Source organism: Dyella telluris (assembly GCF_014297575.1).
GTDB classification, from domain to species: domain Bacteria; phylum Pseudomonadota; class Gammaproteobacteria; order Xanthomonadales; family Rhodanobacteraceae; genus Dyella; species Dyella telluris.
The window spans coordinates 2,875,413-2,895,354 of the sequence record NZ_CP060412.1; the positions used below are offsets into that span (position 1 = coordinate 2,875,413).

Annotated in this window: 16 protein-coding genes; 14 read left to right on the forward strand and 2 right to left on the reverse strand. The window is 65.9% G+C overall.

What is annotated here, in order from left to right; genetic code table 11:
* The first annotated feature begins 205 nt into the window (after positions 1-205).
* The 11 genes from H8F01_RS12730 to H8F01_RS12780 all read left to right on the forward strand — a co-directional run bounded on the left by H8F01_RS12730 (position 206) and on the right by H8F01_RS12780 (position 12,555).
* Entirely contained in the window at positions 206-1,264 is a 1,059-nt protein-coding gene (locus H8F01_RS12730; protein ID WP_187055481.1) for a pilus assembly protein PilM, read from the forward strand.
* The gene (locus H8F01_RS12735; protein ID WP_187055482.1) at positions 1,264-1,980 is read left to right on the forward strand and encodes a PilN domain-containing protein; all 717 of its coding nucleotides are present in this window, start codon (positions 1,264-1,266) and stop codon (positions 1,978-1,980) included. The genes H8F01_RS12730 and H8F01_RS12735 overlap by 1 nt, the downstream gene beginning before the upstream one ends.
* A complete protein-coding gene (locus H8F01_RS12740) occupies positions 1,977-2,642 on the forward strand; it encodes a type IV pilus inner membrane component PilO (RefSeq protein WP_187055483.1) in 666 nt (221 codons plus the stop codon). Before H8F01_RS12735 ends, H8F01_RS12740 begins: the two co-directional genes overlap by 4 nt.
* Positions 2,639-3,175 (forward strand): pilus assembly protein PilP, encoded by a 537-nt coding sequence (locus tag H8F01_RS12745; protein ID WP_187055484.1) that lies wholly within the window; start codon positions 2,639-2,641, stop codon positions 3,173-3,175. The genes H8F01_RS12740 and H8F01_RS12745 overlap by 4 nt, the downstream gene beginning before the upstream one ends.
* Before the next feature lie 54 nt (positions 3,176-3,229).
* Positions 3,230-5,353, forward strand: a complete 2,124-nt coding sequence (locus H8F01_RS12750; RefSeq protein ID WP_187055485.1) for a type IV pilus secretin PilQ — start codon at positions 3,230-3,232, stop codon at positions 5,351-5,353.
* Positions 5,354-5,510: 157 nt separating this feature from the next.
* Positions 5,511-6,506 carry an AAA family ATPase gene (locus tag H8F01_RS12755; protein WP_187055486.1) on the forward strand — a complete coding sequence of 332 codons (996 nt, stop codon included), beginning with the start codon at positions 5,511-5,513 and terminating at the stop codon, positions 6,504-6,506.
* Positions 6,503-7,435, forward strand: coding sequence for a DUF58 domain-containing protein (locus H8F01_RS12760; RefSeq protein WP_187055487.1), 933 nt, complete (start codon positions 6,503-6,505; stop codon positions 7,433-7,435). Before H8F01_RS12755 ends, H8F01_RS12760 begins: the two co-directional genes overlap by 4 nt.
* Positions 7,432-7,965 carry a DUF4381 domain-containing protein gene (locus tag H8F01_RS12765; protein ID WP_187055488.1) on the forward strand — a complete coding sequence of 178 codons (534 nt, stop codon included), beginning with the start codon at positions 7,432-7,434 and terminating at the stop codon, positions 7,963-7,965. Before H8F01_RS12760 ends, H8F01_RS12765 begins: the two co-directional genes overlap by 4 nt.
* A complete protein-coding gene (locus H8F01_RS12770) occupies positions 7,962-8,942 on the forward strand; it encodes a VWA domain-containing protein (RefSeq protein ID WP_187055489.1) in 981 nt (326 codons plus the stop codon). The genes H8F01_RS12765 and H8F01_RS12770 overlap by 4 nt, the downstream gene beginning before the upstream one ends.
* Positions 8,939-10,855: a tetratricopeptide repeat protein gene (locus tag H8F01_RS12775; RefSeq protein WP_187055490.1), complete on the forward strand. Its 1,917-nt coding sequence runs from the start codon at positions 8,939-8,941 to the stop codon at positions 10,853-10,855. The genes H8F01_RS12770 and H8F01_RS12775 overlap by 4 nt, the downstream gene beginning before the upstream one ends.
* Entirely contained in the window at positions 10,852-12,555 is a 1,704-nt protein-coding gene (locus H8F01_RS12780; protein WP_238480971.1) for a BatD family protein, read from the forward strand. Before H8F01_RS12775 ends, H8F01_RS12780 begins: the two co-directional genes overlap by 4 nt.
* Here the strand turns inward: H8F01_RS12780 and H8F01_RS12785 are convergent.
* A complete protein-coding gene (locus H8F01_RS12785; protein WP_222615661.1) occupies positions 12,539-13,060 on the reverse strand; it encodes an O-acetyl-ADP-ribose deacetylase in 522 nt (173 codons plus the stop codon). The genes H8F01_RS12780 and H8F01_RS12785 overlap by 17 nt on opposite strands.
* 73 nt (positions 13,061-13,133) lie before the next feature.
* Between H8F01_RS12785 and H8F01_RS12790 the strand changes: the two genes are divergently transcribed.
* The 3 genes from H8F01_RS12790 to H8F01_RS12800 all read left to right on the forward strand — a co-directional run bounded on the left by H8F01_RS12790 (position 13,134) and on the right by H8F01_RS12800 (position 18,194).
* A complete protein-coding gene (locus H8F01_RS12790) occupies positions 13,134-13,598 on the forward strand; it encodes a MarR family winged helix-turn-helix transcriptional regulator (RefSeq protein WP_187055492.1) in 465 nt (154 codons plus the stop codon).
* A gap of 347 nt (positions 13,599-13,945) precedes the next feature.
* Positions 13,946-15,079, forward strand: coding sequence for an efflux RND transporter periplasmic adaptor subunit (locus tag H8F01_RS12795; protein ID WP_187055493.1), 1,134 nt, complete (start codon positions 13,946-13,948; stop codon positions 15,077-15,079).
* Between the two features lie 13 nt (positions 15,080-15,092).
* The gene (locus H8F01_RS12800) at positions 15,093-18,194 is read left to right on the forward strand and encodes an efflux RND transporter permease subunit (RefSeq protein ID WP_187055494.1); all 3,102 of its coding nucleotides are present in this window, start codon (positions 15,093-15,095) and stop codon (positions 18,192-18,194) included.
* A gap of 168 nt (positions 18,195-18,362) precedes the next feature.
* On the opposite strand, the gene H8F01_RS12805 is transcribed toward H8F01_RS12800, so the two are convergent.
* Positions 18,363-19,802, reverse strand: coding sequence for a M20/M25/M40 family metallo-hydrolase (locus tag H8F01_RS12805; RefSeq protein WP_187055495.1), 1,440 nt, complete (start codon positions 19,800-19,802; stop codon positions 18,363-18,365).
* Between the last annotated feature and the right edge of the window lie 140 nt (positions 19,803-19,942).

The window sequence follows — 19,942 nt, forward strand, 5'->3', positions numbered from 1 at the left end:
ATGTAGCAGTATCTACGGCATGAACCGTAGGGTGCCACAGCAAAAAACAGGCCACCGACCCATTCGTTAAAGCTGTGCATGCCGTCACGCGAATGGTTCGAGAAAAGACGCGTAGGCCGTTGCCAATACGTTAATTTTTGGATTAAATGCCGACGCGCACTGTGCCAGTCACTGGCCCGGGCGCCTAGGGGCAAGGGGGAAAATCGTGGGGCTTTTTACACCCAAGAAGCCGCCGCTTGTTGGCGTCGACATCAGTTCGACGGCCGTCAAGCTGCTGCAGCTCAGCCAGGCCGGCGGTCGCTATCGCGTAGAACACTACGCGGTTGAGCCACTGCCCCCCAATGCTGTGGTCGAGAAGAACATCGTCGAAGTCGATGCCGTGGGCGAGGCCATCCGGCGCGCCCTGGCGCGCTCGGGCACCAAACTCAAGCATGCGGCGGCAGCGGTGGCCGGGTCGGCAGTGATCACTCGCGTCATCCCGATGCCGAGCGAGCTGTCCGAGGATGACCTCGAGGGCCAGATCCAGGTCGAGGCCAACCAGTACATCCCGTATCCGATCGAGGAAGTCAGCCTGGACTACGAGATTCTCGGTCCGGTGCGTGACAACCCGGAAATGAACAACATCCTGCTCGCGGCCTCGCGCACCGAGAACGTGGACATGCGCGTTGCCGCGCTCGATCTGGGCGGTCTGACCGCCAAGGTGATCGACGTCGAGGCCTTCGCCATGGAGAACGCCTTCGCGATGGTGGCCGACCAGCTCAACGTCGGGCGCGATGCGCTCGTCGCCGTAGTGGACATCGGCGCCACCATGACCACGCTGTCGGTGCTGCGCAACCAGCGCACCATCTACTCGCGTGAGCAGGTCTTCGGCGGCAAGCAGCTCACCGACGAGATCATGCGCCGCTATGGCCTTTCCTACGAGGAAGCCGGCCGGGCCAAGCGCAAGGGCGGGCTGCCGGACTCCTACGAGAGCGAGGCCCTCGAGCCGTTCAAGGAATCGCTGGTGCAGCAGATCAGCCGCCTGCTCCAGTTCTTCTTCGCAGGCAGCGAGTACAGCAAGGTCGATCAGGTCGTGCTGGCCGGCGGTTGCGCTTCCATCGACGGCATCGGTCCCATGCTTGAACAGCAGCTCGGCGTGCCGTGCCTGGTGGCCAACCCGTTGGCCCGCATGTCGCTGTCGCCCCGCGTGCAGGCCCAGTCGCTGGCACAGGACGCCCCCGCGCTGATGATCGCGGTCGGCCTCGCGCTGAGGAGCTTTGACTGATGGCACACATCAACCTACTCCCGTGGCGAGCCGAACGGCGCAAGCAGCGCGAGCGCGAGTTCTTCATGCAGCTCGGCTCCGCCGTGGTGGCGGCCGTGCTGGCGGTGCTGGTGTGGTCGCTCTGGATGGATGCACGCATCAGCACCCAGAACGATCGCAACACCTACCTCCAGGGTGAGATCAAGCAGCTCGACGAGCGCATTGCCAAGATCAAGGACCTCGAGAAGGTCCGCGAGAGCCTGCTGGCCCGCAAGCAGATCATCGAGCAGCTGCAGGCCAATCGTTCGCAGATGGTCCATCTGTTCGACGAGCTGGTGAAGACCATTCCGGCCAGTGCGCGCCTGAACGGCCTCAAGCAGACCGGCGAGTCGATGACCCTGGACGGCGTGGCGCAGTCCAACGCCAGCGTGGCCGAGTACATGCGCAACATCGAAGCCTCGCCGTGGATGGGGCATGCCGATCTGCGCAAGACCGAAAACACCCATGGCGACAGCCGTCTGCCTTACTCCTTCGGACTGGACGTGGCATTGAACCGCCCGAAGCCGGATGAGAACGGCGAGGGAGCGAACAGTGACGTGGCTCCGGCTGCGGCGGGTTCGTCGGCCGCGCCGTCGGGCCAGGGCAAGGCCGCCCAGCCAGCCAAGGCGGCATCGACCGCCCCGACTCCGGCTGCCAAGCCGGCCATTCCTGCAGCCAACGGAGGAGCCAAGTCATGAAGTTCCTCCAGGAATTGCAGAGCCTCGACCGCAACAACATCGGCGGCTGGTCCAAGTCGATCAAGATGTTCTTCAGCGGCCTGGTATTCGTCCTCATCGTGTTCCTCGGCTGGTACCTGTTCATCAGCGACCAGCAGGACCAGTTGCAGACGGCGGCCGGCAAGGAAGACCAGCTGAAGAAGGAGTTCTCCGACAAGCAGGCCAAGTCGGTTAATCTCGAGGCGCTCCAGCAGCAGCTGGATGAAATGCAGGACATGCTGCGCCAGCTGCTGCGCCAGCTGCCCAGCAAGACGGAAATGCCCGAACTGCTGGTGGATATCTCGCAGACCGCGCTGTCGGCAGGCCTGGAAACCGAGCTGTTCCAGCCGGGCCCGGAGTCGCCGAAGGACTTCTACGCAGAGAAGCCGATCCAGTTGCGCATGGTGGGTACCTATCACCAGTTCGGTACCTTCATCAGCGGCGTGGCTTCGCTGCCGCGCGTGGTGATCCTGACCATGCATGACGTGTCGCTGACACCCAAGGACAAGGCTTCGGGGCTGCTGGTGCTGCAGGGCACGGTGAAGACGTACCGCTATCTGGATGAAGACGAAAGCGCATCAGCCAAGGCGGCCAACGCCAAGTCGCCGCGCGGCAAGGCTGGCAATACCGGGGGGCGGAAATGAGCAAATTGACTGCCACCGCGCCTGCCTTCATGGCTAAAGCGTCATTGGTGATGTGCGCGCTGCTGACCCTCGCCGGTTGCAGCGGGCAGGACGATCTGCACCAGTGGGTCGCGCAAGAGAAACAGAAGAAGGGTGCGCCGATCCCGCCGTTGCCGGTGATCAAGACGTTCGAAACCTTCCAGTACGCCGATCAGGACAAGCGTGATCCGTTCAGTCCGAGCACGGCCGAACTCCAGGGGAACTCCAACACGGGACCTCGGCCGGATGAAAACCGGCCGAAAGAGCCGCTGGAAATGTTCGCGCTGGATAGCCTAAAGATGGTGGGCACCGTGGGGACCGGCGCCGGCATGGAAGTGCTGGTGAAGGATCCAGGGGGCGTGATCCACCGCGTTCATCGTAACGAATACATGGGCCAGAACTATGGTCGGGTCACCGCGGTCAGCGACGACCACCTCGACCTGGTGGAACTGGTTTCCAACGGCAACGGTGGCTGGATGGAACGTTCCGCCAGCATCGCGCTCAGCGAGAAATAAGAAACAGGGGCTGATGCAATGACCAATCAATTCAAAACTGTTCGAGGCCGCGTCATGCGCCAGGCAAGCCGTTATGTGGTCGTGAGCCTGCTGGCGCTGGGCGCTGCCTGGTCGAATGCGGCAGCCGCTGCCACCAGCACCCTGAAGGACATCAGTTACGACGCCTTGCCTGGTGGCCGCGTCGAGCTGCACCTGAACTTCGCCCAGGGGCCGGTGCCGGAGCCGAAGATCTTCACCACCGGGAATCCGCCGCGCATCGCTGTCGATTTCCCGGATACAGACAACTCGGCACCGCGCCATCTGGATATCGGCAAGGGCTCGACGTCCGGCGTGTCGGCAGTGTCTGCCGGTGGCCGTACCCGTGTGGTGGTGGAGCTGTTTCGTGACTCCACCTACCGTTCACGCGTCGAGGGCAACAGCCTCGTGCTGACCGTCAACAACGGCACGGATGCGCAGACCACCACCACGGCTGCGACCATCGACCCGTCCAAGGCACTGCCTTCGATGGCGAACGGTCCGGCGATCTCCAACATCGACTTCCGCCGCGGTCCGAACGGTGAAGGCCGCATCCTGATCGATTTCAGCGCGGCCGGCGCCAATGCCGACATGAAGCGCCAGAACGACAAGGTCATTGTCGACATCGATCACGCCAACCTTCCGGCCAACCTGGCCCAGCGCCTCGATGTGCTCGACTTCGCCACGCCGGTGCAGTCCATCGTGACCAAGGCCGGTCCGCGCGGCGGCGCGCACATGGAAATCAGCGTGAAGGGGCCGGCGGATACCTCGGCTTACCAGAGCGGCAACCAGTACGTGGTGGAAGTGGCGCCGAAGAAGAAGGACGCCAAGGCCGATGGCGTCACCGCCAAGGGCCAGGATCCGGTCTACACGGGCAACCGCGTGACCTTCAACTTCCAGGACATCCCGGTGCGCTCGGCCCTGCAGCTGCTGGCAGACATTTCCGGCCTCAACCTGGTGGCTTCGGACACGGTGGGTGGCAGCGTGACGCTGCGCCTGGTCAACGTGCCGTGGGATCAGGCGCTGGATGTGGTGCTGCGCGCCAAGAGCCTGGACAAGCGCCGCAACGGCAACGTGATCTGGATTGCGCCGCAGGACGAACTGGCCAAGTACGAGCAGAGCATTGCCGATGCCCGCATGAAGGCGGAAGACAATGCCGAGCTGGTCACCGACTACGTGCCGATCAGCTACGGCAAGGCGAAGGACATTGCCAAGCTGCTGACCCAGGGCAGCATGCAGGGGCAGGGCGGTAGCGGTAGCGGCAACGGTTCTCGCGGCTTCCTGTCAGCGCGTGGCAGCGTGTCGTTCGACGAGCGCACCAATACCCTGCTGATCAACGACAACCCGCAGAAGATCCGCGAACTGCGGGCCCTGATCGCGGTGCTCGACAGACCGGTGCAGCAGGTGCTGATCGAATCGCGCATCGTCATTGCCACCGACAACTTCACCCGTGAGCTTGGCGCCAAGTTCGGCGTGCAGGGTAAGAAGGTGAACCCGAGCGGCCAGACCCTCTCCACCGGTGGTTCGAGTAATGGCGACGGCACCGCCAGCGGCATCAACGTCAACCTCCCGGCCGCCGGGTCCGGCGGCAGCTTCGCCCTGGGCATCCTGGGCAAGAACTACGCCCTGGACCTGGAACTCTCGGCCGCACAGACCGAAGGCCGTGGCGAAGTGATCTCCAGCCCGCGCGTCATTACCGCCAACCAGCAGGAAGCGGTGATCCGCCAGGGCCAGGAAATCGGCTACGTGACCTATCAGAACAGCGCCACGGGTGCGTCTGGCAGCGGTACGGCGACCGTCCAGTTCAAGGACGCCGTGCTGGAGCTGAAGGTCACGCCGACCATCACCTCTGACAACCGCGTGTACCTGATGATCAATGTGAAGAAGGATGCGCTGGCCCAGTTCATCACCGTGCCGGGCAGTGGCCAGGTGCCGCAGATCGACACGCGTGAGATCAACACCTCGGTGCTGGTCGATAACGGTCAGACGGTGGTGCTGGGTGGCATCTACGAGATCACCAAGCAGAACACGGCCACCAAGGTGCCGGGCCTGGGCGACATTCCGGGTATCGGCATCCTGTTCCGCAACACCTCGCGTGAAAGCGACAAGGCGGAGCTGCTGATCTTCGTGACGCCGCGCATCCTGAGCGACAGCCTGCAGTAACCGGTCTGACCACAGGAAAACAAAAAGAAGGGGCGGCCATAGCCGCCCCTTCTTTTTGCCGGCGCGGCCGGCGATCCGGGGGCCGGAAGTCATGGGTATTAAACTTCCGGGGCCGGTTAAGGTCTGACCTACGTTCAACCCCCGATGGATTCCCCTGATGGACATGCCCGAGGCTTCTTCCTCATCCCGCCTGCAGCAGGCGTTCCTGCACGTTCGCGATGAGCTGCAACGCAGCGTCATCGGCCAGCCGCACCTGATTGACTGCCTGCTCGTGGCCTTGCTGGCGGACGGGCACCTGCTGGTGGAAGGCGCGCCCGGCCTGGCCAAGACCACCGTGGTCAAGGCGCTGGCAGGCTGCATCGAGGCGGACTTCCACCGCGTGCAATTCACGCCGGACCTGCTGCCGGCCGACCTCACCGGCACCGACGTCTTTCGCCCGCAATCGGGCAGTTTCGAGTTCGAGAAGGGGCCGCTGTTCCACAACATCGTGCTGGCGGACGAGATCAACCGTGCACCGGCCAAGGTGCAATCGGCCCTGCTCGAAGCCATGGCCGAGCGCCAGATCACCGTGGGTCGCAGCACCTGGCACCTGCCCGAGCTCTTCATGGTGATGGCGACGCAGAATCCGATCGAGCAGGAGGGCACCTTTGCGCTGCCCGAGGCGCAGCTGGACCGCTTCGTCATGCATGTGACCATCGGCTATCCCGATGCATCCGCAGAGCTGGCCATCCTGCAGCTCGCGCGCGAACAGGCACGCCGCAGCCTGCATCCGGTGTCGGCGGCGCGTCCCTCGTTGAGTCAGATGGATCTGTTCAGCGCGCGCGAAGCCGTGCTCGACGTGCATATGGCTCCGGCGCTGGAGGAGTACATCACCCAGCTCGTGCTCGCCACGCGCGAGCCGGGCGTCTACGGGCCGGAACTCAAGCGCTGGATCGCCTGGGGCGCAAGCCCACGCGGCACCATCGCACTGGATCGCTGCGCGCGCGCCCATGCATGGCTGGCGGGTCGCGACTACGCCCTTCCGGAAGACGTGCACGCCATTGCGCACGAAGTATTGCGTCATCGCGTGCTGCTCAGTTACGAGGCGGAAGCCGAGGGTATTCGCAGCGACAAGGTCATCCGTCGCGTACTGGACCTCGTGCCCTTGCCGTGAGTGCCGTCGTCGACATCCCATCGGACGGCGATGGGCGCACGCGTGTCCGCCTGGCCGAGCTGGTCGCCCTGCGCGCCCGAGTCGCCAAGGCCGCATTACCGCGCCTGGAGAGTCGCGCCATGCGCGCCGGCCAGCAATCGAGCCGCCTTTTTGGGCGTGGCATGGATTACGCCGAGTCGCGCATCTACCAGCCGGGCGATGACGTGCGCCGCCTGGACTGGCGGCTGACGGCGCGCAGCGGACGACTGCATACCAAGCTGTTCCAGGAAGAGCGCGAAGGTCGCCTGATGATCCTGCTTGATGCGCACGAAGGCATGCGCTTCGGCACCCGCGTGCGCCTGAAGTCCGTGCAGGCCGCGCGCGCCGCTGCGCTGGCCGCGTGGTACGCGGTGCGCGCCGGGGAACGCGTGGGACTGATGTCGTTTGGTCATGGGCACCGCTTGTTGCGTCCCCAGGCGGGCACGCGCGGCGCGCTGGCGATTTGCGGTGCACTGGCCGACTGGGATGCCAACCCACAGGATGCGCCGGGTGAGCCGTTGTCCGATGCGCTGCTGCGCGCCGGACGGCTGATGCACGGCGCCAACCGGGTGCTGCTGATCAGTGATGGCCTGAGTGCCGATGAAGCCTCCCGCGGGCGCCTGCTCGATCTCTCGGGCAAGGCCGGCATTCGCGTGCTGGTCGTGGCGGACGCACTGGAACTGGGCATGCCGCCGGCAGGCCGCTATCCCATGGAACACGATGGCGTACGCCGTGAAGTGGCGCTGTTTGGCGAACGCCAGCGCAGGGAATTCCAGCAGGCGCTGGGTGCGGGGCAGGCACGATTGAACGGCATGGCGCAATCGCTGGGCGTGCCGCATGTCACCATCGATACCGCTGCCGACCCGTTGGATGCATTGATGTCGTTGCTCGCGCCCGGAGTGCGTCGATGAGCGCGTCAGCGGCAACGCCGAACGGACCCCAGCTGCGGGATATCCATTTGCCACCCGCGCCCTCGTGGTGGCCGCTGGCACCGGGTTGGTGGGGCCTGGTCGTGCTGGCCATCGTGCTGATAGCGGTGAGTCTCTGGTGGTGGCGCCGTCGAACCCGAAGGCTTGCCGCAGAGATGCAGGTGCTGGCGGAGGTCGATCGCGTGGCGGCCCTGTGGCGCGAGCAGCCGCAGGCCTTGGCGTCCGCGCTGCACCAGCTGCTGCGTCGCGCCGCGTTGCGTTTCGATCCGCTGGCAGGACAGCAGCGCGGCGACGCCTGGCGCCAGACCCTGGCGCGCGTTCCCGTCGACGCATCGACGCTCGGGCAATTGCAGGCGCTGGAGACGGCGATGTTTCGCCCGGATGCCTCACTGGATGCCGATGCAGCCGTATCGGCAGTACGACGCTGGCTGGTACTGGCGTGGCGGCAGGGTGGCCAAGCCCGGCGACCGCCTGCACAAGGCATCGTCGCCGCAGGCGAGGTGCAGCCATGATGGCGTTCGCGTGGCCGTGGATCTTCGTGTTGGCTCCCCTGCCGTGGCTGGTGCGCTGGTGGTTGCGCCCGGCACCACCGGGGCAAGCCCTGCATCTGCCGCATCCCGGTGTGCACCTGGATGCGCCGGAACGGCAGGGCCGCGGCAGCTGGCGCACCTGGCTGCTGGTGCTCGCGTGGCTGGCCCTGCTGGTCGCTGCGGCACGTCCCCAATGGGTCGGTCCGCCGCAGGTGCAGCAGCGCAGCGGACGTGCCTTGATGCTGGCTGTTGACCTGTCCGGCAGCATGCGTACCGACGACATGCAGTTGAGCGGACAGCCCGTCAGTCGCTTCGGTGCCGTCGAGGCCATTGCCGGTGACTTCATCGCGCGGCGCAGTGGCGATGAAATGGGTTTGATCCTGTTCGGCAGTCGCGCATTCCTGGTAACGCCGTTGACCTACGACCTGCACGCGGTGCAGGCGCAGCTGCAGGGTGCAGCCGTGGGGCTCGCCGGCACGGAGACTGCGATCGGGGATGCCATTGCCGTGGCGGTGAAGCGACTGGCAGGCCAGCCCGAGCAGGCCCGCGTGGTGGTGCTGCTCACCGATGGCGTGAACAACGCGGGCAACATCACGCCGCTCGATGCGGCCCATGCGGCCAAGGCAGCCGGCGTGCGCATCTACACCATTGGCATTGGTGCGACGGAGATGAACATTCCCGACTTGTTCGGCACGCATACGGTCAATCCGTCTGCCGATCTCGATGAGAGCATGCTGCGCTCCATCGCCGGCCAGACGGGCGGCCGTTACTTCCGTGCCACCGATTCGAACCAGCTTGCCGACGCCTATCGCGCCATCGACGCGCTGGAGCCGATGCCGCAGCAGGGGCCGTCGCTGCGGCCGCGCCACGAACTTTTCCGTTGGCCGCTCGCACTGGCCACGCTCGCCTGGTTGCTGGCCTTTGCACCGGGCGTGCGTCGCCGGGAGGCATTCGCATGAGCGAGGCCTTGCAACAGTTCCACTTCCTGCGGCCATGGTGGCTGCTTGCGCTGGTGGCGTTGCCGTTGCTGGTCCTGATCGCGACGCGTCGACAGGGCGCCCGCGAACAGCTCTCGCGCCTGGTCGACCCCGAACTGCTGCCATTCCTGCTGAAGGGAACCACGGTGCGCCGCCGTGCTTCGCCGTGGCTGCTTGCCGGTGGCTGGCTGCTCGTCACGCTGGCCATGGCGGGACCCACCTGGAGCCGTGTCGCGCAGCCGCTCTACGCGAAGCGTGCGGCGCAGGTGGTGGCCGTCTCCATGTCACAGCGCATGCTGGCGCGCGACGTCACGCCGAGCCGCCTGGACCGGGCGCGCTACAAGGTGCGCGACCTGTTCGCCGTCAATCACGATGGACTCAATGCCTTGATTGCCTACGCCGGCGAAGCCTTCGCGGTGGCGCCATTGACCACGGACGCGTCCGCGCTCAACGACCTGCTCGACGCGCTTGCGCCAGACACCATGCCGGTGGATGGTGACAACGCGGCCCAGGCCATCGAGCGCGGCACCGCGCTGATTCGCGACGCGAAGGTGGGTGGCGGATCACTCGTGCTGGTCACCGATGATGCCGGCGACGCGGCGCAGGCGGCAGCGCGCAAGGCGGCGGCCGATGGCGTGCGCGTGTCGGTACTCGGCATGGGTACCGCTCAGGGCGGGCCCGTGCCGTTGTCGGACCAGGGCTTCCAGCGTGACGAACACGGCGACATGCTGCTCGCGCGCCGCAACGACAGTGCCTTGCGTGCACTCGCTGCCAGCGGCGGTGGGCAGTACGTGCCGATGACCGACGACAACCGCGATATCCAAGCCCTCGCCACCGAACTGGCGACGCATGGCGAGGCGGAACCGGCCGCGGACCTGCACAGCGATGAATGGCAGGATCGCGGCCCGTGGCTGTTGTTGCTGTTGCTCCCGCTCGCGGCGGTGTCGTTTCGTCGTGGCTGGCTGATGCTTCTGGCGCTGGCGCTGCTTCCGGCATGGCCCGGTCCGGCGCGCGCCAGCAGCTGGAGCGATCTGTGGCATCGCCCCGACCAGCAGGCGGCCACCGCCTTGCAGCAGGGCGATGCAAAACGGGCGCAGCAGCTGGCGAAGGATCCGGCATGGCGTGGTGCAGCTGCCTATCGCGCGGGCGACTACGCCACGGCGGGAAAGGACCTGCGCAGCCTTCCCGGCAGCGATGCCCAGTACAACCTCGGCAATGCGCTGGCGAAGCAGGGCGATTACCAGGGCGCGCTCGACGCCTATGACCGCGCGCTCAAGGTGGATCCCCACAACGCCGATGCGCAGGCCAACCGCAAGGCGGTGGAAGACTGGATGCATCGCCAACAGAAGAATCCACAGAACGACAACGGCGCGAAGGACAACAAGGGCAAGGCTGGCCCGGGTCCAACCACCACGCCGCCCGACAACGCGCAGGGCCAGTCCGGCCAGCCGCAGCGCGAGGACGGCAAGCAGGATCAGGGTCAGGGCAAGCCATCGCAGGACGGCAAGGATGGCGCGCAGGGCAACGGCAAGCCGCAGGGTGAGCAGGGTGGCAACCAGCCGATGGACCGCTCTCCGGATCAGGGTGGCGCCACTCCACCGCAGACGCCGGAGCAGCAGGCCGAGCAGCGTGCCCGCCAGGAACAGGCGCAGCAGGCCCTGCAGAAGCAGATGGACGCGGCCCTGGGTCAACAGGCCAGGGACAAGCCACAGAACGGCGCGCACGAGCTGGGCGCCATCGAGAAGGACGATCCGCAAGCGAAGTTGCCCGCCGATGTACGCCAGGCGCTGCAGCGCGTGCCGGACGACCCGGGGGCGCTGTTGCGACGCAAATTCGAACTGGAATACCGGCAGCGCCACGGTGGCGCCGGGCCGTCAGAGGGTGATTCGCCGTGAAGCTGCGTCTGTGGAGATTCCTGTGCTGCGGCATCCTTTGCCTGTGGCCGCTGGTGTCGCTGGCCGCCGAGGTGCAGGCCACGCTGGATCGCCAGCAAGTGGCCCTGGGCGAGACCGTCACACTGAACCTGCGCGCCAATGGCGGCGGCATGGCGTCCGTGCCCGACCTGAGCGTGTTGTCGCGCGATTTCGCCGTGCTCGGTTCGTCGAGCAACACCAGCATCAGCATCATCAACGGGCAGCGCGCCGCACAGCTGACCGTGGGCGTGGCCCTGCGCCCCTTGCACGCGGGTACGCTGCACATTCCCGCGCTGTCCTTCGCCGGCGGCACCACCGGGCCGCTGGAGCTGGAGGTGACGCCCGCGGATGCCAGCGTCGAGGCGGCGGGGCGCAAGGACGTTTTCCTTGAGGCCACGGTCGATCCGGCGAGCGCCTACGTCGGCCAGCAGATGACCTATACCGTGCGCCTGTTCTTCGCGACCGACCTCACCAGCGGTGCGCTGGAAGATCCGCAGGTCACGGGCATCGACTTCCGCCGGCTGGGCGATGAGGTCAACTACCAGGCCGAGCGGGGCGGTCGCCGCTACAACGTCATCGAGCGCCGCTACGCCGCCATCCCGCAGCGCGAGGGGCACCTCAAGATTCCGTCGGTGGCGTTCCAGGGCGAAGCGGTCAACATGGCCAATTCGGACGCCTTCTTTGGCAACGGCACGCCGGTGACCGCGGCCTCGCCGGCGGTCGACATCGATGTGCGCGCAGCGCCGGCCCAGGCCTCGCGCGCTGCGTGGCTGCCCGCGCGCGCGCTCAGCCTCACCATGGATGGCGGCCCGGCGCACGGTGATCTGCATGTCGGCGAGCCGCTGAACCTGGTGATGAGTCTGCAGGCCACCGGGCTGCCCTACGAAGCGCTGCCGTCGCTCAGCCTGCCGTCGCTGGACGGCGCCACCGTGTATCCGGACAAGCCGGTGAACGGCACGCGCGTGGAAGGCCCGTGGCTGGTCGGACGTCGGCAGCAGAGTTTCGCCGTGGTGCCGCATCGCGCCGGCACGCTCACCATTCCGGAAACCACGCTCACCTGGTGGAACGTGGCGGAAAACCACGCCGAAACCGCGCGCATTCCGGCGCAGACCCTGACCGTACTGCCCGCCGCCGGGACGCCTGCCTCCTCGTCGTCGGCTCCGCAGTCCAGCGTTGCAGCGCCCGCCACCACGCCCGGCGAGGTCCCTGTCACCGCTGTCAGGCAGATCCCGTGGCGCCTGCTTGCCCTGATCAGCCTGGGCCTGTGGGTGATCAGCGTGGTGGGGTGGCTGGTGTGGCGTCGGCGTCCGCGTGGGCCCCGGTCGGCGCCGGGCGTTTCCCCGGATGCCACGAACGGATCGGCCTCACGTCTGCAGGCGGCCTTCCTTGCCGAGGCAAAGGGGAATGACACTGGGCGGCAGGCCAGCGCACTGCTCGCCTGGGCGCGCGCGGAACGACCCGCGTTGCAGAACCTGGGTGAGCTGGCGCAGGCGTTGTCGGCTGGCCCACAGCGCGAAGCCATCGATGCGCTGCAGCGCAAGCGCTATGCGGGGGTGGAAGAAACGGGTCTTGGCGACCGGCTCGCCCAGGCGTTCAAGCAAGGCTTCGCGTGGCAGCCTGCGGCAGAGGCCGGTGACGGCTCGCCGTTGCCGCCGCTCTATCCCTTCAATCTTCGTCGTTGAGCGCGGCGCGCCACAGGGCGGCCATGGCGTCACCGAAGCAGCAGATCAACACCTGCTCGGGGCCACCCGTGGGCCCATCGAGCAGGGTGCGCAAAGCAACGCGTGACGCCTGTTCCGGCGGATATCCGAACACGCCGCAACTGATCGCGGGAAATGCGATGGAGGAAAGGTCATACTCCGTCGCGAGCAGCATGCTTTGCCGGTAGCAGCTGGCCAGCCGTTCCGCCTCGCCGTGGCTGCCGCCATGCCACACCGGGCCAACGGTATGGATGATGTAGCGCGCAGGCAGGTCAAAGCCGGGCGTGACGCGGGCTTCACCCGTAGGGCAGCGTACGCCGGGGCTGACCTCCGGGATGGCGCGGCAGGCTTGCAGTAGCCGTGGGCCTGCGGCACGGTGAATGGCGCCATCCACGCCACCGCCACCCAGTAGCGAGGTGTTGGCGGCATTGGCGATGGCATCCGTCCCGAGGCGGGTAATGTCACCAGTGATGATCTCGATGTTCACAGGCATTGGCTTCGTAAAAAGTTGCGACGTATGCTTGGCCTTCCATCCTGCCCTCCGGGACTGATCCATCGCCATGACTAAGGCAGAAGACATTTCCTTCGGCTATCTGCTCAACGACGTCACCTTGCTCATCCGCAAGCACTTCGACAGACGCGCCGTGAAATTCGGGTTGACCCGTGCACAGTGGCGGGCCACGAAGATGCTTTACCACCGCGAAGGCATGCGCCAGACCGAGTTGGCCGAATCGCTCGAGATGGAGCCCATTGCGGTGGGGCGCGTGATCGATCGCCTGCAGGCCGCCGGTTTCGTCGAGCGCCGCCCCGATCCCAAGGATCGCCGCGCCTGGCGCCTGTATGTCACCGACCAGGCGCGCGGCGTCATCGCCGACATGGAACTCATTGCGCGGGGTATCCGCAAGGACGCCGCCAAGGGCATCCCCGTGGCCGAGCTGGAACAGGCGCTGGGCGTGCTCAACCGCATGAAGGACAACCTCCAGGCGCTGGATACCGGCACCGCCGAGGAAGTAGGCGAGGCCTAAGGCCGCCAGCACACTGCCGCGCGACCGACAGGCGGGCTCTTGCCACGCCCTGTCGGCGACCCGGTCACGCTCGTCCCGGAAAAGACACCCGTTCCAGGCCTTTTGGCAGGTGCGCGTCACTGCCCTGCCACACTACTTTGCAGAACTATTGCGCCAGCCTGACGGGGGCGTTTTGCAGGGTGCTGCCGGTCGTGCGGGTGTTGATCTCCCGCTGCTTCCACCATGCCCGTGCAACGCACCGGCAGAGCGGGCAAGGTGCATTCCCTTTTGGACAGGCAGCGCAGCCGATAAAGCGGCGTCCCGGCGCATGACGGGCATGTCGGTAGCGGTGAGTGGTCGGAGACATCATGCAGCGTACGATCCGCAGGAAATCCATCGTGCTCGCCACGGGCATCATCGCCGCCGTCGCCGCTGCGCAGATGTACCGTGGCAGCGAGCGTGCGAAGGCGAAGACGCCTGCCGCCCCGTCGTCGTCCGTGCCGGTGAAGGTGGCCAGTGCCCATCGCGGTGACCTGGACCTGCGGCTCAAAGTGATCGGCCGTGCCGAAGCGTTTTCCACGGTGAACGTGCAGGCGCGCGTCAGCGGCCAGCTGCAGACGCTGCTGTTCTCGCCGGGCGGACAGGTGAAGCAGGGCGACACCATCATCCGCATCGATCCCAGCCTGCTGCAGGCGCAGGTGGACCAGGCGCTGGGCAACCTTGCCAAGGACCAGGCGCAGCTGGACAACGCCAACACCGTCATCAAGCGCTACCAACCCCTGCTCGGCAAGGGTTACGTGTCGCAGATGGATTACGACACCTACAAGGCGAACCAGGGCATCTACACCGCCTCGGTGAAGGCCGATAAGGCCGCGGTGGAGCTGGCACGCACGCAGCTGGGCTACGCGCAGATACAGGCGCCGTTCGACAGCATTGCCGGCGCACCGCTGGTGTATCCGGGCGCACAGGTCACGGCGAACGACACCTCCATTGTGGTGCTGAACCAGATCCGCCCCATCCATGTGACCTTCGCGGTTCCTGAAACCGGGCTCGATGGGATCAAGGAATCCATGGCGCGCGGCAAGGTGCCGGTGACGGTGAACGTTCCCGGTTCGAAGGCCGCGCCGATGGAGGCCGAGCTCGACTTCATCAACAACGCGGTGGATGCCACCACCAGCACCATCCAGCTCAAGGCACGCTACGCCAACGACGACATCCGGCTTACGCCGGGGCAGTTCGTGGAAGTGTCGCTGCCGACCACGCGACTGGCCAACGTGGTGACGGTGCCCGTGGTGGCGTTGCAGAACTCGCCGCTGGGCAGTTTCGTGTTCGTCGCCAACGGTGACGGCACGGTGCAGCAACGCATGGTGACCGCCGGGCCCACCACGGGCTCGCAGATCGTCATCGAGAAGGGCCTGACCGGCAACGAGACGGTGGTGACGGACGGCCAGCTGCTGCTCGTGGATGGTGCGGCGGTGCACGTCGTGACCGACAACGGCTGATGCGGCGACCCTCATGATTCTGCCCGCTCTGTGCATCCGACGTCCGGTGATGACCACGCTGCTGATGGTGGCGCTGCTGGTGTTCGGCATCGCGGCGTATCCCAAGCTGCCGGTCAACGAGCTGCCCAACGTCGACTTCCCCACCATCACGGTGAACGCGAGCCTGCCCGGTGCCGCGCCGGAGACCATGGCAACCGCGGTGGCGACGCCGCTGGAGAACCAGCTCTCCACCATTGCCGGCATCCAGTCGATGACCTCGACCAGCGCGCTGGGCTCCACCTCGATCACGCTGACCTTCGAGCTCGACCGCAATATCGACGGTGCCGCGCAGGACGTGCAGGCAGCCATCTCCTCGGCGCAGCGCCAGCTGCCTACCAACATGCCCACGCCGCCAACCTTCCGCAAGGTGAATCCGGCGGATGCGGCCATCCTCTATCTCACGCTGCGTTCGCGCACGCAGCCACTGTCGGTGGTGGATGACTACGCGGAAACGCAGCTGGCGCAGCGCCTGTCGATGATCGACGGCGTGGCGCAGGTGAACGTGTACGGCTCGCAGAAGTATGCGGTGCGCATCAGCGTGGATCCGCAGAAGCTGGCGGCCAGCGGCATCGGCATCGATACCGTGCAAAATGCGGTGTCCGCGGCGAACGTGAACCTCGCCACCGGCTCGCTCAACGGCAATCGCCAACTGCTGCAGATCCGTTCGGACGGCCAGCTCCCGCGCGCCAATCTCTACAACAACATCATCGTCGCCTATCGCAATGGTGCGCCGGTGCGCCTGGCTGATCTCGGCAAGGCCGATGACAGCGTGCAGAACGACCAGGTGGCCAGCTGGTACAACGGCGAGCGTGCCATCGTGCTGGCCATCCAGCGCCAGCCCGGCTCCAACACCGTGGCCACCATTGATCGCATCCGTGCGGTGCTGCCCGCCTTCGAAGCCACCCTGCCGCCGTCGATCAAGCTGGCGGTGCTGTACGACCGTTCGGTGTCCATCCGCGAATCGGTCAGCGACGTGCAGTTCACCCTGCTGCTGGCGGGTGTGCTGGTGGTGCTGGTGATCTACCTGTTCCTCGGCAACGCTTCGGCCACGCTGATTCCGGCACTGGCCTTGCCGGTGTCCATCGTCGGCACCTTCGGCGCGATGTTCGCGCTGGGTTACAGCCTGGACAATCTCTCGCTGTTGGCGTTGACGCTCGTTGTCGGCTTCGTGGTGGACGATGCCATCGTGATGCTGGAAAACATCGTGCGCCATGTCGAGGACGGCATGGACCCGTACGAGGCATCCCTGAAGGGCGCCAGCGAAATCGGCTTCACCATCTTCTCCATGACGTTGTCGCTGGTGGCGGTGTTCCTGCCGGTGATGTTCATGGGCGGCATCGTGGGGCGCCTGTTCCACGAATTTGCCGTGACGCTGAGCGTGGCGATCCTGATCTCCGGCTTCGTGTCCATCACGCTCACGCCCATGTTGTGCAGCCGCTTCCTGAAGCACGCTGAGCATGAGAAGAAGGCGCGCATCGTGCTGTGGTTCGATGCCGGCTTCGAGCGCGTGCGCCGCGGTTACGTGAGCACGCTGACCTGGGCCGTGCATCATCCGCGCAGCATCCTGGGCTTGTTCGCGGCCAGTCTGCTGGCCACCGGCCTGCTGTTCGTGGTGGTGGACAAGGACTTCATTCCGGCCGGCGATTCGGGTCAGCTCAACGTCAACGTCGAGGGTCCGGACGACACGTCGGTGGCAGGCATGGTGCTGCGCCAGCAGCAGCTGGCCAAGATCGTCGCTGACGATCCCAACGTGGCCAGCTATATGTCGTCCGTGGGCAGCGGCGGTGCGCGTACCACGACCAACAACGGCTCGCTGTCACTCACGCTGAAGCCGGCCAGCGAACGTCCGCAGGGCATCAACGACATCATGCAGGAGCTGCGCGCGAAGTTCGCCGCGGTGCCGGGTATCCGTGCCTACATCCAGAACCCGCCATCCATCCAGGTGGGCGGACGCCAGTCCAAGGCGCAGTACCAGTACACGCTGCAGTCCATCGACACTCCTGCGCTGTACCACTGGTCGGGTAAGGTGATCGACGCCTTCAGCAAGTTGCCGGGCTTCCAGGACGTCACCAGCGACCTCGATCTCAACGGGCCCTCCATCGTGGTCAACGTGGACCGGGACAAGCTCGGCACGCTGGGCCTGACCATGGATCAGGTGCAGACGGCGCTCGGCTCGGCCTTCGGTGCCAGCCAGATCTCCACCATCTACGGCGCGTCCTCGCAGTACTGGGTGATCCTGCAGGTGTACTACGCGCTGCAGAACGATCCCGATGTACTGTCGCAGCTCTACGTCACCTCCAGCAGCGGCACGCTGGTGCCGCTCAATGCGGTGGCGAGCTTCGAGCGCAAGCCGCAGGCGCTCACGGTGAATCACCAGGGGCAGATTCCGGCGGTCACGGTGTCATTCAATCTGGCGCCGGGCGTGAGCCTTAGCGAAGCGGTGGCCAGCATCGGCGGCGCCATGAAGCAGATGAACCTGCCGCCGACGATCACCGGCAGCGTGCAGGGTACGGCGCAGGCTTTCCAGGATTCGATGCAGGGCATGGGCCTGCTGCTGGTGCTGGCAGTGTTCGTGATCTACCTGGTGCTGGGCATCCTGTACGAGAGCTTCATCCATCCGTTGACGATTCTCTCGGGCCTGCCGTCGGCCGGCGTGGGTGCGTTGCTGACGCTGATGGTGTTCCGCGCGCCGCTGGACCTGTTCTCCTTCGTGGGTATCGTGATGCTCATCGGCATCGTGAAGAAGAACGCGATCATGATGATCGACTTTGCGCTGGAGAAGCAGCGCAACGAAGGCACGGATCCGGCGCTGGCCATCGTGGAGGCCTGCCACGTGCGTTTTCGCCCGATCATGATGACCACCATGGCGGCGTTCGCGGGCACCTTGCCGATTGCACTGGGGCTGGGCGCAGGTGCGGAGACGCGTCGCCCGTTGGGCCTAGCGGTGGTCGGCGGCCTGCTGGTGTCGCAGGTGCTCACGCTGTACCTGACCCCGGTGATCTACCTGTACCTGGATCGGCTGCATGCGCGTTTCTCGAGCAAGCGGCGCGTGGGTGGAGTCGAAGCCGCGCATTGAGCGGCGGGCAAAACCGTAGGAGCGCACTTGTGCGCGACCGCGGCGTTTTGTCGTAACCGTTTCGCTGGCTTGTCGCGCACAAGTGCGCTCCTACAAGAGTGGGTCTACGCAAGGCCCAAAAAAAAGGCGGCCAATGGCCGCCCTTTTTTCATTCATCATCGCGAAGTATCACTCCTCCGCGCCATCACCCTTGAAGGCGCCCGGCTTCGAGCCGAAATCACCATCGGCCTGCGCCGCCATGTACGAGAACGCGGCATACACCGCGACGTTCTGCGCCAGCTCCTTGGGGTCGATCTTGTCTAGCGTGTCGTTGGCGGTGTGGTGGTAGTCGAAGTAGTACGTGCCATCCTGCACCAGGCTCAGCGCGGCCATGCCCTTGCCATGCATCTGCGACAGGTCGGAGCCGCCGCCGCCGGGCTTCTTGGCGTCGTAGTCCACGCCGATGGGCGCGAGCACCTTGGCGATCTGGTCGATGGCGCCGCGAGCTTCGGGCTTCACACTGGCGGTCATCAGCCAGATCTTGCCGGCGCCGAAGTCCGACTCGGTGCCGAGCTGGAAGTTCGACACTTCCTTGGCGTGCTTGTCGGCGTAGGCACGGCCGCCCCACAGGCCCATCTCTTCGTTGGCGAAGGCGATGACACGGATGGTGCGGTCGGGGCGCTGCGGCATGTCGTGGATGAGCTTGCCGGCCGCCATGGCAATGGCCACGCCCGCGCCGTCATCGATGGCGCCGGTGCCCGGGTCCCACGAATCGAGGTGACCGCCGATGGCAACGACCTGTTCCGGATGCTTCTTGCCCGTGACTTCACCGATCACGTTGGCGCCCTTGTAGGTGCCATTGAAGCCCACATCCAGATCCAGCTTGATGCTCACCGGCTTGCCGTAGCCCAGGATGCGCGTGAGCTGGTCGGCATCGGGGTTGGACAGCGCGGCCGCCGGGATGGCGTCCTTCGGATCGGTGAAGCCGGTGACGCCGGTGTGTGGCGTGCGGCTATGGTCATCGGTGCCGGCGGAGCGCAGCAGGAAAGCGGCGGCGCCCATCTTGGCGGCGATCACCGGGCCGCCTACGCGGATGCCTGAGCCGATGGCGTAGTCGGCGCCATCCTTGTGACGCTGCATGCGCTCGTCGATATAGACGATCTTGCCCTTCACGCTGGCCGGATCGGCCTTCTTCAGCGCATCGAGCGTGTCGAAGTGCACCACTTCGGCGGTCAGGCCGCCCTTGGGCGTGCCGGCGGAATAACCCAGTGCAATCAGGTCGAGCGGCTGCGGGAAGGGCGCCACGATCGCGGCGTGTTCGCTGTGGCGTTCCCACAGCGGGTAGCTCACTTCCTCGGTGTAGACCTTGTCGAAGCCCAGCGCCTTGAACTTGGCGATGGCCCACTCGCGGCCGCGCACGTCGGCCGGGCCGCCGGCAATGCGCGGGCCCACTTCCGTGGTCAGCGACTCGACGATCTTATACGCCGTGTTGTCGTTCATGGCCGTGTCGCGCAGCTGTTCGGCCGTCTTTACGGCTGCGGCAGGGATGGTGGTCTGGGTCGCTGCGTTCGCCGTGCCGATGGCAAGCATCAGGCTGGCGGAAAGCAGGGTAAGCGGCAATCGGCGCATGGGGTGGTCCTTGGGCGGAAACTGCGATTATGGCCCGCCACCATGTGGCTGCTTAGGCCAGAAGTCATGGTGTGGGCAACGAACAAACCAGCCAAACGAAAAAGGCGCCCAGCGGCGCCTTTCCCGCGTGTCGTTCCCCG